This window comes from Dictyobacter alpinus, assembly GCF_003967575.1.
GTDB lineage: Bacteria > Chloroflexota > Ktedonobacteria > Ktedonobacterales > Ktedonobacteraceae > Dictyobacter > Dictyobacter alpinus.
In genome coordinates this window covers 125,444-141,749 of record NZ_BIFT01000002.1, presented here as the reverse complement: position 1 = coordinate 141,749, position 16,306 = coordinate 125,444, and the positions used below count along the sequence as shown (strand labels likewise).

12 protein-coding genes are annotated in these 16,306 nt (G+C 50.9%); 1 reads left to right on the top strand and 11 read right to left on the bottom strand.

The features are described 5' to 3' along the window. The first annotated feature begins 146 nt into the window (after positions 1-146). Complete coding sequence (locus tag EL633_RS22765) at positions 147-407, top strand: hypothetical protein (RefSeq protein WP_126629602.1); 261 nt, start codon at positions 147-149, stop codon at positions 405-407. Positions 408-431: 24 nt separating this feature from the next. On the opposite strand, the gene EL633_RS22760 is transcribed toward EL633_RS22765, so the two are convergent. From EL633_RS22760 to EL633_RS22710, 11 genes are all read right to left on the bottom strand, one after another. Continuing rightward, a complete protein-coding gene (locus tag EL633_RS22760; RefSeq protein WP_126629601.1) occupies positions 432-779 on the bottom strand; it encodes a hypothetical protein in 348 nt (115 codons plus the stop codon). After that, positions 776-1,927, bottom strand: a complete 1,152-nt coding sequence (locus EL633_RS22755) for an acyl-CoA dehydrogenase family protein (protein WP_126629600.1) — start codon at positions 1,925-1,927, stop codon at positions 776-778. Before EL633_RS22755 ends, EL633_RS22760 begins: the two co-directional genes overlap by 4 nt. A 39-nt stretch (positions 1,928-1,966) precedes the next feature. Next, positions 1,967-7,099: a non-ribosomal peptide synthetase gene (locus tag EL633_RS22750; protein ID WP_126629599.1), complete on the bottom strand. Its 5,133-nt coding sequence runs from the start codon at positions 7,097-7,099 to the stop codon at positions 1,967-1,969. A gap of 49 nt (positions 7,100-7,148) precedes the next feature. Further along, on the bottom strand, positions 7,149-9,068 hold the full coding sequence (locus EL633_RS22745; protein ID WP_126629598.1) for a condensation domain-containing protein: 1,920 nt from the start codon (positions 9,066-9,068) through the stop codon (positions 7,149-7,151). A gap of 39 nt (positions 9,069-9,107) precedes the next feature. After that, positions 9,108-10,052: a ribonucleotide-diphosphate reductase subunit beta gene (locus EL633_RS22740; RefSeq protein WP_161982357.1), complete on the bottom strand. Its 945-nt coding sequence runs from the start codon at positions 10,050-10,052 to the stop codon at positions 9,108-9,110. Positions 10,053-10,070: 18 nt separating this feature from the next. Continuing rightward, positions 10,071-11,840: a fatty acyl-AMP ligase gene (locus EL633_RS22735; protein ID WP_126629596.1), complete on the bottom strand. Its 1,770-nt coding sequence runs from the start codon at positions 11,838-11,840 to the stop codon at positions 10,071-10,073. A gap of 116 nt (positions 11,841-11,956) precedes the next feature. Beyond that, the gene (locus EL633_RS22730) at positions 11,957-13,057 is read right to left on the bottom strand and encodes an HAD-IIIC family phosphatase (protein WP_126629595.1); all 1,101 of its coding nucleotides are present in this window, start codon (positions 13,055-13,057) and stop codon (positions 11,957-11,959) included. 241 nt (positions 13,058-13,298) lie between these two features. Then, the gene (locus EL633_RS22725; RefSeq protein ID WP_126629594.1) at positions 13,299-13,547 is read right to left on the bottom strand and encodes an acyl carrier protein; all 249 of its coding nucleotides are present in this window, start codon (positions 13,545-13,547) and stop codon (positions 13,299-13,301) included. A gap of 73 nt (positions 13,548-13,620) precedes the next feature. After that, positions 13,621-14,409 carry an ABC transporter permease gene (locus EL633_RS22720; protein WP_161982356.1) on the bottom strand — a complete coding sequence of 263 codons (789 nt, stop codon included), beginning with the start codon at positions 14,407-14,409 and terminating at the stop codon, positions 13,621-13,623. After that, complete coding sequence (locus EL633_RS22715) at positions 14,381-15,379, bottom strand: ABC transporter ATP-binding protein (RefSeq protein WP_126629592.1); 999 nt, start codon at positions 15,377-15,379, stop codon at positions 14,381-14,383. The genes EL633_RS22720 and EL633_RS22715 overlap by 29 nt, the downstream gene beginning before the upstream one ends. A 39-nt stretch (positions 15,380-15,418) precedes the next feature. Then, entirely contained in the window at positions 15,419-16,270 is an 852-nt protein-coding gene (locus tag EL633_RS22710; RefSeq protein WP_126629591.1) for a 3-hydroxyacyl-CoA dehydrogenase family protein, read from the bottom strand. Positions 16,271-16,306 lie beyond the last annotated feature (36 nt).

Genomic DNA, 16,306 nt, shown 5'->3' with positions numbered 1-16,306 from the left:
ATCTCTTTTTGTTCCCCAAAGCTGTCCTTGTGGAAGTATATATGCTGCTAGCTAGAAAGGCAAGAGCGCATCATATTTCCTGCATAATTCTTTTTATGATGTTTGGGGAACAGATTGGAAAATATAAGTGGATCGCATTCGTCAGTATGGCTGTTATGATTGTTGGGGCGGTGACCTTGCTAGAACTCAAGATTGGCTCAATCAGCATGGATTTGGATATCGATATGGCTATATTTGGTCCTGGTCCTGGCTTTAGTGTATCTTTATGGACTGGGAATACCTTTCAAAACGTGCTTCAGCCAGCGCTATCGAATCGGAATCCCAACGTTTTGAGAGAAGGGAAAACGCACCTACTCAAAGGATCAGGAGAGCCCAGGTGTGACGAACATATGGACTATGCCGAATAGTCGTCACACCTGCGAGTACGTCATTTACACATAGAGTTGTCGAATTTTTTCTCTTTCAATACCTTCCATATCCGTGTTATCGCTCCACTGATTGATGTTTCCAATAAGCCCCTGTGCTGCAATGTGTCGTACTGCTGGATCTGTAATCTGTTCGATAAGAGCTCGAGTGAACACTTCTCCGTGAATGACGGGGAACGGACGATCATAAAAGAGAGAAACGGTTGTGGGCAGGGTTCGGCTCACTTGCAACGCGTTTTGTATGCGGGCGAGTACCTCATAGGAGCGGGCGAGTGCCTTAGTGCGTTCCTTCCAGGTGCTCGCCTGCTGGACACGCCAGAGGAGAGGCGGACGAGCGAACTCTGAGCATTTCAATGCAATGGGAACATGAGTTGTTGATATCCAGATTTTGCAATGGTAATCTCTTGTATCTGGGTGCTGCCCTCAATAACTTCCATGACCTTTGCATCGCGTAGGTAGCGTTGGATTGCATAGTAAGGTTCGCTAAAACCATTGGCCCCATGGATCTGTAAAGTGTTATTCGCAGCCCTGGTGGCGGCGGTTGAGGCAAAGTATTTGGCGATCCATGTTTCCATAACTGTGCGTGGATCTCCACTATCTTTCAAATAGCCCGCTTGTAAGCACAGCAGGCGAGCCGCTTTCACATCTGTAATCATCTGTGTGATCATTTGTTGGATAAGTTGATGATCTTTGAGATATACGCCTGACTGTTTACGCTCATTTGTATAGTGTAAGGAAGCGTCCAGGCAGGACTGGATTATGCCAACGCAACCCCATGCTACGGTATAGCGTCCAATATCTAGCGCTGAAGTTGCGACTGAGGCCAGTCCAAACCCGATGCCACCCAGCACCTGCGCTTTAGGCACAAAGCAGTCCTGCAGATGAAGTTCCGCGAGCATAGAGGCTCGTGTGCCAAAGATGCCGTGGAGTGGCTGACTTGAAAAACCAGTTGTGTCGCGATCAACGAGAAACGCAGTAATATTGCCTTTGCATTGGGCAAAGATCAAGAATAGATCAGCAATTTGTCCATAGGTTGTCCACTTTTTTTGTCCTTGCAATACATACCCCTTATCAACTGGGAGAGCCTGTGTCTCAATGCTTTTAGCATCACTACCTACATTGGGCTCGCTCAGGCCAAAGGCACCAATCAGGTTGCCGCAGGCCAGTTGGGGTAAATAGCGGCTCTTTTGTTCCCTGGTGCCCCAGCGTAGGATTGCGAATGCCACCATATTATGGACTGTTAGCAGGCTACGGAGCGAAGAACAGCCGCGTCCCACCTCCTCACAGAGTAACCCAAGCGTAGTAGTGTCCAGGCCCATTCCACCATATTCGCCTGGTGTTATCGCACCTAGATAACCAGCCTGAGCAACTTTTTTAATAAGTTCACGTGGAGTATATGCCTCCCTATCATACTGATCCGCAATAGGTATAACTTCCTGTTGCACAAAGGCTCGGAAGGCTGTTTGATCCTGGTGTTGTTGATCCGTCAGGGCTATTTTCATATGGACCTCTTTATTGTATATTCCAGTTGACCACAAACATCAAAGTTCCAGGTAACCGGAGGTAAGATACTGCCGTACGTGTTCTGCCAGCGACTCAACGTCAGGTTTCTTCAGCATTGAATAGTGATTGCCCGGGCTGACATGTGTCGTGATGTGTTGACCAACCATTCTTTGCCATGCGCGAACCCTCTGCTCCTGTTTCTGCTCTTCACTAGACTCTGCTAAAAAGAGCGTAGCTGGACCCGCATAGGCCTGTGGTTGATAATGGAGTATTGCTTCAACGTTGTGGCGATAGGTTGCAAACATTGCCATCAGGTGTTCGAGCTCTAAATCAGGCGGGATACTATCTACCAGACGGGCATAGGTATAGAGTTGAGCGAGCTGTTCATTGAGGGAAAGGTCTTGCAACTGAGTATAATCGATCAAAGGTGTCTGGCTAAAGACTCCTTCCAGGTCTTCTGCGAAATGTTGGATCAGCAGATTGGTATTAAATTGTTGCGCAGTTGGTACCTCACTATCGAAGAGCAGCAGCGTCGCAATCCGCTGGCCTTGTTGAGTTAGTTGCCGGGCCATTTCAAAGGCGATGACTCCACCCATGGACCAGCCTCCAAGCATATAGGGGCCCGCTGGTTGTATGCTTTGCAATGCTTCAATGTATGTGCTGGCCAGTGCCTCGATGCTTTGCCCGTGCTGACGCGCCTGTTCAGACATTTGCAGCCCATACAAAGGTTGTTCTGGACCAAGCTGACGGGCAAGGTCTGCGTAACAGAAGACTTCACCACCAATCGGGTGCACACAGAAGAAAGGCGTTCGCGTACCGTTGGCTTGAATAGTAACTAAGGTCGGATGTTCCTCGGACCAGTGGCGACGTAGCAATTCTTTGGCCATTTGCTCAGGTGTGGTTTTCTGAATCAGGACCGCGAGGGGTAGCTCTTGCTGAAATTCACGCTGGATTTTTGACATTAAGAGCACTCCAACCAGTGAGTTCCCCCCCAGATCAAAGAAGTCGCCATCGGCATCTACCTCACTGACTTGCAATAGTTCTCCCCAGATCTGCCGTAGTTTCATTTCGATTTCACTCTGGGTCAGATTCTGTTCAGTAAGCTGTTTTTTTCGTTTCTCGGGTCGTGCCACTTTCTGTATGGGTGTCTGCTCGGGTACGATGTGCGGTTGTGTTTCTGGTGCATCACTCACGGGTGCTGGTGTGTGGTCAGGCAGCGCGCGTGAGCTATGGGTATATGAATTAGTAACGGTTGTTAACTGCCATGTTTGCTGCTCCCGATGTTTGAGCAGGGATTCTGATGCGGTTGAGCTAAATGGTACGTCCCAGATGTTTACATCAGCTTGTACGAGGACGGTTGCCAGCAAGTTGTGAAAGCTTTGCGCGAAACTCACGATGGTCGACTCATTAAAAAGATCAGTGTTGTACAGAAATTCGGCCAGCAGGAGCGGCCTCTCTTCGGTCTCACGTACACTTATGCGCAATGAGAGATCAAACTTCGCAGCGGCATTTTTTTCGTCGAGTGCCTCAACGATGAGACCAGAAGGCTGAATCGCTTGTATTTCTTCAAGTGCCTCTTCCGTAAATTCAAGGTGTCCACCTGTTCTGGCGGATAGGTTCTGGTAGTGGAACATCACCTGGAAGAGCGGTGCATAGGCAAATGTCGCGTCCCGCTCCGGGCGTACATCATAGAGGACCTGTTCAAACGGAATATCCTGATAATTGTAAGCCTCCAGCGCCATCGCTCGCACCCGCTGTAGAAGGGTACGGAAGGTTGGATTGCCTTGCATATTGGTGCGGAACACGATGGTGTTGACAAAGCAGCCCACCAGTTTTTCAAAATCGGCTTTAGTACGGCTGGCAATAGGTGTGCCCACCAGGATATCGTCCTGCCCACTCAAGCGACAGAGTAGCAGCTGATAGACCGCAAAGAAGGTCATGAACAGGGTTGCCCCTTCTTGCTGTCCCAGATGCTGGAGCTTGGAGATCAGCGAGGGAGGCATGGACAGGTGATAAATCTTGCCATTGAAGGTCTGTCTGGTTGGACGTGGATTATCGGCGGGCAGCATTAGTGGACTGGAGAGCTGAGATAACTGCTGTCGCCAGTAGGCCAGCTGTTTTTCCCACAAGGGAGCCTGAGACCGGCGTCGCTGCCAAAGTACATAATCAACATAGCGAATTGGCAGGTCCGCGAGCGGTGAAGGAATTCCCTGCGAGAAAGCATCATAGAGTATACCAAGCTCATCTTTAAAGACACGAATAGACCAGCCATCAGACGCGATATGATGCAGGGTAACCATCAAGATGTGTACCGTGTCCTCTAATTGAACGATCCTGGCATGCACCTGCAGGCCCTGACTTATATCAAAATTTATTAATGGGTCTTTCAAAAGGAAATGCCGTAATTGCAGATTTCTTTGTTCCAGACTCATGGCGCGTAGATCGACAGTTGAGACGGGAAAGTTTGAGGGTGGACAGATTTTTTGCATGGGGACGCCATCAACCTTCAAGAAGGATGTGCGTAGCGATTCATGGCGTTTGACAACCTCATGAATAGCCTGGATCAACGCCTCCACATTAAGATTTCCAGTTATTCTTGAAGCAAAGAAAATATTATAGGCTGGCGTTCCCGGATCAAGCTGGTCGATAATCCAATAGCGCTGTTGGGAGAAGGAAAGTGGAAAGAGTTCCTCTCCTGTATCCGTTCCAACGGGCATGATGGTTGCTTCGGGCTCTTTTTTGAGCAGCTTTTTGAGCAGTTCTTTCTTGCCAACGGATAGTTTGAGCGCTTTGGTGTATTTTGTCTGTGTGGCTTGTGGCTGTTTGGACTCCCTGTTCACATATGGATCAGGCAAGGACTTGCGATCGATTTTTCCGTTGCTGGTCTTTGGTAGGGCTGGAAGAAAAACGAAGAAGGTAGGCAGCATGTAATCGGGCAAAAACCGTTTGAGGAAGGCCTGCAGGTCTTCTTCTAGTTGCTTCTGTGGCGCTGTGGCAACAACATAGGCGACCAGGATTGTGTGCTGATTTTCCGCCTCTGGTTTTCTGGCGACTACCGCGCCTTCTTGTATTTGTGGATGCTGGAGCAACACACTCTCGATCTCGCCTAATTCGACGCGATAGCCACGAATCTTGACCTGCTGATCGATGCGTCCTAAGAACTCCAACTGACCATCAGCACGATAGCGAGCGAGGTCTCCGGTGCGATAGAGCCTGGCCTGTGGCTGCTTGCTAAATGCATCGGGTAGGAAGCGCTGCTCTGTCAATTCTGGTCGCTGCCAGTAGCCACGTGTCACGCCGGCTCCGCCGAGGTAGATTTCGCCAATGACGCCGAGTGGGACCTGTTGCTTGTATTGATCGAGCAGATAGACCTGACTATTATCAAGTGGCTGACCGATAGGCACATTTTCGCCATGCTCATCGGGATCAAGCAAGGACCAGGTCGAGTAGGTGGTATCCTCGGTTGGCCCATAGAGATTATAGATACGTTGGATACCGGGCAGTTTGTAGAGCCGTTCGACGAGTGGACGAGGCAGCGTTTCTCCACAGAAGGTGATGACGCGTATAGAATCCGGGATCGTGGTCGTTCTGGCCAGTTCTGCCATGACCGAGGGCACCATATTGAGGAGTGTGACCTGTTCGCGTGCGGCTCCTTCAGGTAGATGTAGTCCATTCTCCACCAGATAAACGGTGCCACCGCAACACCAGGGCACAAAGATCTCAAAAACGGAGAGATCAAAGCAGATCGATGTGCCCGCCACCATACCGCGCAGATCGTCTAAGCTGAACATGCGCAGACTCCAGTGGATTAATGCCATGGTGTTGCGGTGCGCGATACAAACGCCCTTGGGGTGACCGGTGGAGCCGGAGGTATAGATGACATAGGCCAGGTTATCCTCATGCACATTGCAGGCCAGATTCGTATATTCATCTGGATTTGCTTCCTCTTTATCGAGCTGATCCAGATAGAGCCGCTTGACCTCAATCTCTTGCCAGAGTTCTTTAAGGGTAGACGTCGTCAGCAGCAGCTGCGCCTGCGCATCCTGAATCTGGAAGCGCAGTCGATCGACCGGATAAGCAGGATCCAGCGGCACATAGGCCCCTCCGGCCTTGAGGATGGCTAACAGCGCGATCAGCAGTTCTGCTGTGCGTGGCAGACACAGTCCCACCAGGACATCTGGACCTACTCCCATCCGCCGTAACCGATGCGCCAGTTGATTGGCTCGACTATTCAGTTGCGCATAGCTCAGCGTTTCTTCTTTAACGACGAGCGCTGGCGCATCGGGTGTTCGTGCTACCTGTTCCTCGATAAATTGATGAATGCATTTACCCTGATGCTGTGGTGCCAGTTCCCGTCGCGTCGCGTTAGCCCGTGCCAGCAGTTCATATTCTTGCTCCGGCACCAGTGGGATCTGCCAGATCTGTTCATGTGGCTGCTGTACAATAGCTGTGAGTAAGCGGATAAAGCGCCGGGCAAAACGGCTGATGGTGTTTGGCGCGAAAAGGTGTGTATTGTAGTGAAAGCGTACCTCCCAATGATCCGCTTGCTCGCTCTCCTGGTTGATGATGGTCATGCTTAGATTGCTGGTTGTGGCGGGCTTTTCTGCGCTGTGCCTGGCAGTGCCCTCATGTTCAGCCGTCAGTTGAAAGAGAGCGTGAGCCAGTGGTGACGCATCCTGAACCTGTTGTCGCGGTATATCCTGGCAGTGATAGGCCTGTATGGTTACGTCGCGAACATGTTGTAGCGCTTTAATAAAAGTTAGATTGCCAATCAGGCTGCTGCGCAGGATGAGCATATTCCTGAACGGGTCTGTAGCCTCGCCAGTGGTCATTGCGTCTGGCATCGGTGTACCAATCAGCATATCATCCTGATGGTTGCTATGGCGGCACAGCCAGATCTGGAACGCGCTCAGCAGAACCATAAAGAAGGTTGCATCCTGCCTTTGTCCGAGCTGCTTAAGCTCGCTGACCAATGAGGAAGGCAATGGACAGGCATAGCTAGCTTCGTTGAAGATCGGTTGGACTGACGGTGGATAGTCCGCGGGCAGGATAAGGGCAGCTGGCAGATTGGAAAGCTGTTGTTTCCAATATCTGCCCTGCTGCTCTGCTGTCAGCTGTGATTCGCGTTGGTGAGGCCAGAGTATATCTTCTCGGGTATCGAGACTCTTCATCGTTACATATGCTCCTTTATGCTGATCAAGAAAAAAAGCATGCTCTCCGTTATTCCGCTACTTCGGCAAAAGCAGTATTCTGTAGCATGTCCTCAACGTCTTCCTCGGACAGATCGGTGACCGAGAGCAGCAGGTCAATAGTGCGCTCGATCGTTGTCTTGTTGTTCTCATCCTTCATGAGTTCGGTGCTAAATGTAGCGATGGTGGGTGAATCAAAGACGAGTTGCAGCGAGATGTCGATATTGAGGACCTCTTGCACCTGTACTAATAACTGCGTTGCCAGCAGCGAATGCCCGCCGATCTGAAAAAAGTTGTCGTGTATGCCGACCGTCTCCAGCCCCAGGACCTGTTTCCAGATTTCCACCAGAATCTCCTCTAAAGGCGTGCGGGGCGCTGTCTCTTCGTCCTCAAACGCATCCTCTTCGTGGGCGACCAGCGCTGCCTGGGCCGTCTGCTCCTGAAGCCGAGCCGTGTTCCAGGACGCGATCGTCGCGCGCTCCCGCTCTGAGAGGGATGGTAGGGCTGAGAGTGGGGAGGTAATATCGTCTGTCAACCGGGCCAGCAACGTCAGGAAGTGATCTTTGATGTCTTCAACGGTGGTCGCATTGAAGAGTTCAGCTGGATAAAAAATCTCGCCTGGCAGTTCTTGTCCATTGTCCCAGAGTCTCATCACGAGATCAAATTGTGAGACATCGGCTTCCAGATCCCGGGCCGATATACTGGCCTTGGATGGTTCGGCGGAGGCTTGCTGATAATTCTGGAAATCCAGCATGACCTGGAAGAATGGATTGCGATTCTTGTCACGTTTCGGTGCCAGATCGGCCACCAGGATTTCAAAGGGGATATCCTGATTGGCATAGGCACTCACGGCCGTCGTGCGTACACGTTGTAGCACTTCTTTGATGCTTGGATCGTCTGTGAAGTGTGTGCGTAGCACCAGCATATTGATAAAGCAGCCGATCAGTGGTTCAAGCTCTGGTCGAGTGCGGCTAGAGATGGGCGTGCCAACGATAATGTCTTCTTGTTCGCTATATTGAAACAAGAGGATCTGGAAGGTGGCCAGCAGGAGCATGAATAAGGTTAAGCCCTCCTGGGTGCTCATGTCTTTGAGCTTTCTGGTGATTGGGGCCGGCACGGTGAATGAGACACTTGCTCGGGATGTCTCTTGCAGTGCCTGCCGTGGATGATCACCGTAGAGTAAGGGCTGGTCCGAAGTATTCTCCAGCGTTTGGCGCCAGTAGTTACGTTGTCTGGCCCATATTTCGCCACGAGCACGCTGCTGCTCCCAATAGGAAAAATCAGCATATTGCAGCGGCAACTCGGACAGTGGTGAGGGTTGTCCAGCCTGAAAGGCCAGATACAGCGTTTGTAGTTCCCGCTCAAAAATATCCAGGCCCCAGCCGTCACAGAGACTATGGTGCAGGACACTGATAAAGATCGTGTCCATCTCACCCATTTTGATCAGTGTCGTGCGCCAGAGCAGTCCTTGGGACAGATCGAATGGACGTTTGATGGTGGCCAGGATCGCCTCCTGAGCGGCCTGCTCGCGTTCGGCTTCGGGCGTCCGGGTAAGGTCACAGACAAAAATTGAGGCATCGGCGGCCGTCTCTTCATAGGGCCGTACGATCTGCTGGAGTTGTCCATCGTTGAAGGCGAAGGTGGTGCGCATGATTTCGTGCCGCCTCATGATTTCTAAGAGGGCACGTTCAACGATCGCCAGATCTAACGCGGTATTTGTGCGCAGGGTTCGTATCTCATTGTGGGCGGTATTATCCGGCTTTAGTTGATGGATGAACCAGAAGCGTTGCTGGGCAAAGGAAGCCGGTATCGGCTCATCAGCAGGATGGTGAGGAATGATTTCTATTCTCTCGGCAATCGCAGCGATTTTTTGTTTGCGCTTCTCTAGTAATACCTGTCTGGCCACATCTAAACCAGATCTGCGTTTCTCAAGTTCTTCCTTGTTTGGCATTAGGGTCCTCCACTGGATATTCACTCGATACGGCCGTCGTTAGAAAACAGGTGCAGGCTTTACGGTTGGAACTTCTATGTTGAGGCCGATGACTTTCAATTTTTTTGTTAGTGAGGCCTGACCATAGCGCTGGGTGAGCCAGGGATCTTCGCGCCTGGCGAGTAAGGTGGGCAGTTCAGAGGCATCTGGTGCCAGGGCCCCAAGTGCCGCTGGCGCATAGCGCTGAATGGCGGCCTGAATGACCTCTCCATAGGCAGGATCTTGTTGGAGCATATCGCGTAAGAATTTGACGCCAAATAGTACATGGCGTGATTCGTCACGGGCCACGGCCGTGAAGCCGCCGCGGAAAGCTGGGAAGAGATCTTTCTGGCGGAAATACTCCAGTAGCTTGCGCTGTCCCGCCACGCCCATCGTACCTTCAGTAATGATATGGTATAAGACGACAGCTTCGACCAGCAGCTTGCCATTCTTTGGCTCACGCTGTAAGCGTTGTGTGATGTCAGCCAGGGAATCGATCAGAATAAAGCGCATCGCCGGACTCATGAATTCTCTGGCTAACAGTAAGCGCTCCTCGATATGTTCATCGTCCACATTTAAGACTTCTGTGAAGAAGCGATCAAAAAAGATTGTATGGCGCGCCTCATCGACCAGTTGGGTCGTGACGAAGAAACGCATCTCCTCATCAGGCATGGCCATCACATATGGGGCCAGCGCATCGGTAACACTGGCTTCTCCCTGGAAGAACGAGGCGGTGATCGTGATGATTTCGCTGATATCCGCATCACTCATCTGATCCAGTTGTTGGATATCTACCGTGAAATCGATCTCATGTGCCTGCCAATGCTGGCGCTCCCAGCGATAATAGAGCTCTCTGTATGTGGGTAACTGAGCCAGGCCGTGATCGATGATTTTTAGTACATTATCAATCGGGGTCTGTTGAAGTTGCTGTATGGAGGCCGTTTCGGCCGCTAAATCGAGGGACATACATACTCCTAACATAGCTTAGCTATTCCAGGCCTTTAGTACATCATGTAAAAAAGCTTTTTTGCAGGCATGTCGTTGCAGTTTGCCGCTGGATGTTTTGAGTATTCCACCCGGTTTGAGCAGGAGAATGTGATGCGCGCGCACATCGTGTTGTTCCGCGACCGCCTGGCGTATACTCTCAACGAGTTCCTGCGTATTGAATGAATACTCTTCCGTTCCAGCCGAGAAAGTGCTCTCGGGACGATAGTGGCGATTTATTTCAGCCAGGATAATCACGTGCTCTTCCCCTTCCAGGGCATCTGAAAAGGCTACGCAATGGCCAGCACGAATAGCTGGATGGGATTGCTCGACTGTCAACTCAAGATCCTGGGGATAGAGATTACGGCCATTGATAATGATTAAGTCTTTGATACGTCCGGTAATGAAGAGATTTTGATCCTGATAGACGCCAAGATCGCCGGTGCGCATAAAGGGACCTTCCCCGGTGGCCAGATGGGCTTGAAAGATCTCCGCCGTCTCTTCCGGGCGTCTCCAATAGCCATGGGTTACACTTGGACCAGCGAGCCAGACTTCGCCGACTTGCGTACTTTCGCAGCGCTCACGTGTCTCAGGATTAACAATCAGTATTGACTGATCCTGGATGGAACGTCCACAACTTACTATGTGGTAGCTTTCCTGCTCGGGCGTGGTCGGCTCTGCCAGGTAGCCTTCTTCCAGTGTCTGCTTGCTAATGGTCTTGATCACAAGTGGATCTCCGTGTTCGCGACTACTCACCAGCAGGGTTGCCTCCGCCAGACCATACGCTGGCCGTACCGCCGCGAGGGAAAATCCACTGACGGCAAAGTAGCGTGCAAAGCGCGTAATGGTGTCACTGCGCACAGTTTCAGCGGCGTTGGCTGTGCCTTGCCAGCAACTCAGATCAAGCTGGGCCCGATCTTCGGGCGCAATCCGGCGTAAACAGAGCTCATAGGCGAAATTTGGTGCGCCACTAAATGTGCCTCGATAGTCTGAGATCGCCTGTAGCCAGCGTATCGGACGCTGCAAAAAATCGGCCGGGGCCATGAAGTAGAGTGGATAGCCACTATAGAGTGGCGCCAGGATACCCATAATCAGGCCCATATCATGGAAGATAGGCAACCAGTAGACAGCGACCGGATTTCTGACCCCCTCGACATTCCAGCTTGCATGGATCGCTGCCAGATTGTGCATCAGATTGCCGTGACTGACCATCACGCCTTTGGGTGTGGTCGTTGAGCCAGAGGTATATTGGAGAAAGGCAAGTGATGTGCTATCAATAGCATGATCCTGCCAAAGGCTCTCTTCACGATAATCAAGGCTATCAGTGGTAAGCCAGCTCAACTGTGCCAGATCAGGTGTCTTGTGGATCCAGCGCTCCACGCGTGCATAATCCTCTATTGTGGTCAACACGATGTCGGCTTGCGTATCTGTAATGATGGTCTGGATACGTGGCAGATCGCGAGCAGAGTGTGGTGCATAAGCTGGGACCGCAATGGCCCCGGCATAGAGGCAACCAAAATAGGCGGCAATATAGGCTAATCCTGGCGAGAAAAAGAGCAGGACTGGTTTGCCACTGGCTCCCCTTATGCGTAAAGCTGCGCCAATACAGCGTGCATGGAGTTCTAGTTCTCTATAGGTTAAGCTCGTATTGCCTATCTCACCATAGCGTAGAAAGGTGTATGCGACCTGTTCTGGCTGTTCCAATGCACGCTTATGTAAAAGGTGCACCAGCGTGTCTGCATGTGCAGGTGATGTTAAAGTGTCGCTCATGCCAAATGTCTTTCTTCATCCTTAGCACTATTAGCCGCCCTGGCCGAAAATACCAGAGACAGAGAACAATCTTGTCTCATTTATACAATGAGACAAGCATGAGAAACCATTGTTTCTCAAGTTGAACTTTTATCACCCTGGTGCATGATCTTTTCACAATCTTCTAATTGGAGCGTGACATAAGGTGGAACCGGAGCAATGTTGGTCAGATCGTTTTCGAAAATGAGCATCTCCCCCTGCTGATCTATCTGGCGAAAGCCTCCCAGTTTATAGGTGATCAGCATCATGCGATTTTTGTTGTTGGGAATAAATTCGGCGCGTAAGGGTACACCAGCCTGTTTCGCCATACGCATAATATGCCCAACCAGTACATTGCCGACGCCACGCGACATCACGCGACAGGACATAAGTAAGAGTTTGAGGGTCCAAAACTCTGCTCCGCAGTGAATCAATGCCACACCGATCTTGCCATACATGCCATAGGTATCTTCCAGGCCCGCGATCAGGAGCTGATAGTCTGGGGAAAGACGAAAGGCATTGAGTTCTTCATAGGAGTAGGTATAGCCAGTTGTATTGAGCTGGTGCGTACGGACCGTGAGCTCCTCAGCACGCTGGAGGTCTTCTTCGCGGGCCGCGGTGATGGTAAATACCATCTGCAGGGTGGCCAGAAATTCTTCCGTGGGGCCAACATACTCTTTTTCTGCCTGATTACGTTGAATATCACTCAGATACATCTGCCGCCGTTTGCTTGAATCGTCAGTAATAAAACGTGGCTTCAGTTCGGGCATATCCAGCATGTGTTCAAGATCAGTGATATCCAGGCACAGAACCTCGGGATGAATATGGGCCACTTCATCGCGCTCGAAGCCCTGGTCATCGACAAAGGCCAATGTGTCATTGCCAATGTTAATTGAGGCTGCAATGGTAGCAATTGCCGTGGATTTAGCGTTCCAGCTGATCTGGGGATAGAGGAAATACTTCTCTATCCCTAGCTCGGCCAGCTTCTTGATAGCCAGCTGGTGATCATTTTTGCTGGCAATAGAATGCAGGATACCGCGTGCATCCAGAATTTTAATGATCTCAACGACCCGCGTACGCAGATACACCTGTTCATCCTCTATCAGTGTGCCATCCCAGAGCGTATTATCCAGGTCCCAGACAACACACTTGATAGATCTCGTCAACTCTTCATTTTTAATGACCGCCTGTTGTGTCATAACCTGACCTGCCTCTTCCTATCTTTTTATCTGATCAATAAATGCGTATCCATAGATTTAGCCCTGGCGGCTGCCCTGGTTCACGTATGACCAGGCACAAGCCATGTTTTGCCATGCTCGCCTCAACACGACTACGTGTCTCAAGGACATATCGTACGTGAACTGGGGCAGGGACAAGCCCAGCCGTTACGCTGGGTCTCTCCCGTCGTACGTCTATTGGAGCCTGGGTCCTGACAATGCATCAGGCTTGCTTGCGCTCAACCAGGGCTGCAATGGCATTGATCGTGCTGAAATTATCGATATCCAGCTCTTCATTGTCGACTTCGATGTGAAACTCTTTCTCTACAAAGAGGACCAACTGCATGGCAAAAAGCGAATTGATAAAGCCCAGGGCAAAGATGTTCTCATCATCGGCCAACGTATAGTTCTGGATATAGCGAGCAATGAAGGCTCGAATACTCGTCTTTGTCTCTGTTCCTAGCTGTTCCATGTGATATCTTCTCCTTCTCTGTGTTATCAACTGCACGTTGTCTAATAATGTCCCAGGGATCCACGTACTTTGTCTAATAATGTCCCAGGGATCCACGTACTTTGGCGATGCGTTCTCCCCATTTAAAAATCAGGATGCCAATTACCAGGTAGCAAAACGAGTTGACGCACAGCCAGACCAGGCTGCCGTCCAGCCATGTCTGGCCTAACGATTTTTGTTGTAACGCGATATTGCGCAGGACAATGATGCCCTGGGTGATTGGGAGTGACTGGGCGATCATGGTCAGCCAGAAAGGAAAATGGCTGACAGGTGCCAGGGTACCCGTTAAGAACAGTAAGAGGTTTTGAATGAGATCCGCTAGCGCGGCGATCTGCTTCACGATCAGCGCCACACCACTGAGGGCCAGGGTAAAGCCGAACAGGCCCGTAATGGTGATGATCAGTGCGAGTCCCTCTTCCCAGCGTAGTGGTACTTGGATCTTGAGGAGCAGTGCCAGCAGGATCATCGGGATGGCTACAATGACGGTGGTTGAGAGCAGCAAGGCGACGAGTCGGCCAAAGAGCAGGAGCCCGGCCGATACCGGGCTCATATAGATTTGTTCCAGGGTGCCTGACTGCATATCTCGCACCAGGTCTTCGCTGCTGCTCATAATGACAATGCGTGCATAAAACCAGATGAGATAGCCCAGTAGGAGTGAAGGTAAGGCCTTTGAATCGTTCTTGCCATCCTGCAGAAAAAAGCTGACGCCGATGAAAATAAATCCCACAGTAAAGACCTGTGTCAGCAGGTTGGTTTTGTAGGTCCATAAGATGCGCAGGCGTTTAGAGATTTCGTTACCGATGATAAGCAAGGTCATGTACATGCTGCTCATTTTCCTTATCTTTTGCAATGATGGTCACAAATACTTCTTCTAAATTTGGTTCGGCTTGATTGACGGAGTGGATCGGGCGTTCCCATGCGCAGAGTAATGCCAGGATCTGTTGTAGCTGCTCCTGATTTGTTACTGTGCCTTTAAGTAGCGTCTTCCCTTCTTGGTAAGAGGCTTCCCAACCTGGTAGCTGCTGCTGCTGGGTCGTCGATAGTTCGCCGTGGACTTTGACCTGATACCAATCTTTCTCGAACAGATACAAGAGTTCGCTCAAGGGTTTGTTGGCCAGGATCTGGCCCTTGCGCATAATGGTCACATGTTCACAGAGGTCCTGGGCGAGGTCCAGCTGGTGCGTGGTTAAAATAATCGTTTTACCTTCTTCGCGAGCCAGTCTGGCAATCCAGGCTTTGACGGTCAGGGCGGCCTCGATATCCAGGCCTAACGTTGGCTCATCGAGCAGCACGATGGGCGGATCGGCGATCAGCGCCACGGCCACAGCAACTTTTTGCTGCATGCCGCGTGAAAAATTGCGGATCTGGCTATCGCGGCGTTCCCAGAGATCTAACTCACGTAGCAGGCGTTCGCCCCTCTCCACTAACTTTTTGCCTGTGCAGCCTTTCAGGCGGCCAAAGTACATCAAATTATCCCAGGCGGTCAGGCGCCAGTAGATATTGCGTGTTCCTTCGAGGACCGCTCCTATCTGCCGTGCGGCCTGACTGCGCTGTCTGGTGACATCGTGGCCATTCAAGCGCACGGTACCCGAAGTAGGGGTGATAAGCCCACACATCATCTTGATGGTGGTGGTTTTTCCGGCCCCATTGGCTCCCAGAATACCAAAGACCTGGCTCCCTCCAATTGAAAGCGACAGGTTCTCAACTGCCGTAATGGTCGTTTTTTGCGGACCCTTATAGAGCTTGCTGAGATTTTCTAATTCTATACTTGCTGGCTTTGCCGTTATGTTCATGCCTTCAGTTACTCTCTTTCCTGGAACTGTCTTTTTCAACTAATAGGTATAAAAGCCCTGGCCTGATTTCACGCCGCAGATACCGGCATCGACCATCTTCTGGAGTAGCGGGCAGCAGCGGAACTTTGGATCCTGATAGCTTTGATACAACACATCCAGCGTCTGTACCACGGTATCGAGTCCAATCAGATCGGCTGTTTGCAGTGGTCCCATCGCGTGTCCATAGCACTTGATAAAAATATCATCAACATCTTTGGCCGTCGCGACCTGATCTTGCACCACAAAGGCGGCTTCATTCATGAAAAGATGGGAGATACGATTAGAGACAAAACCGGGATAGTCATTGACGATCACCCATTGCTTTTGCATTGTTGTCAGGATGCCTTGCGCGATGGCGATGGTCTGGTCCGAGGTATGAAAGCCAAGAATGACCTCGACCACGGGCTTCAGGGGCACTGGATTCATAAAATGTATGCCCAGGATCTGCTCGGGCCGCTTCGTGTTTGCCGCCAGGCGTGTAATGGAGATGGCTGAGGTATTGATGGCGAAAACAGTGTGCGCGGGACAGATGGCGTCGAGTTGCGTAATGACCTTTTGTTTGATCTCCCACTTCTCACTGACATTTTCAACCACAAAATCAGCATCAGCGAAAGGCTCATAACTGGTTGTAAAGGTAATCTGCTCCAGTATTTCTGCGGCACTCATCGTTGTTTGCACTTTATGCAACATGCGCTGCATACGTATATTCTTTTGAATCTCTGACCGGGCCTGCTGTAGAATGTCTTCCGTAAGGTCTAGTAGGATCACCTTATGGCCGGTCTGGGCTAGATTCTGGGTCACTCCTCGCCCCATCACTCCGGCCCCGACCACTCCGACAATTGTTGTTGGCATGTGTCTCTCCTTTTTTGTTATCTGCCTTGTCAATGG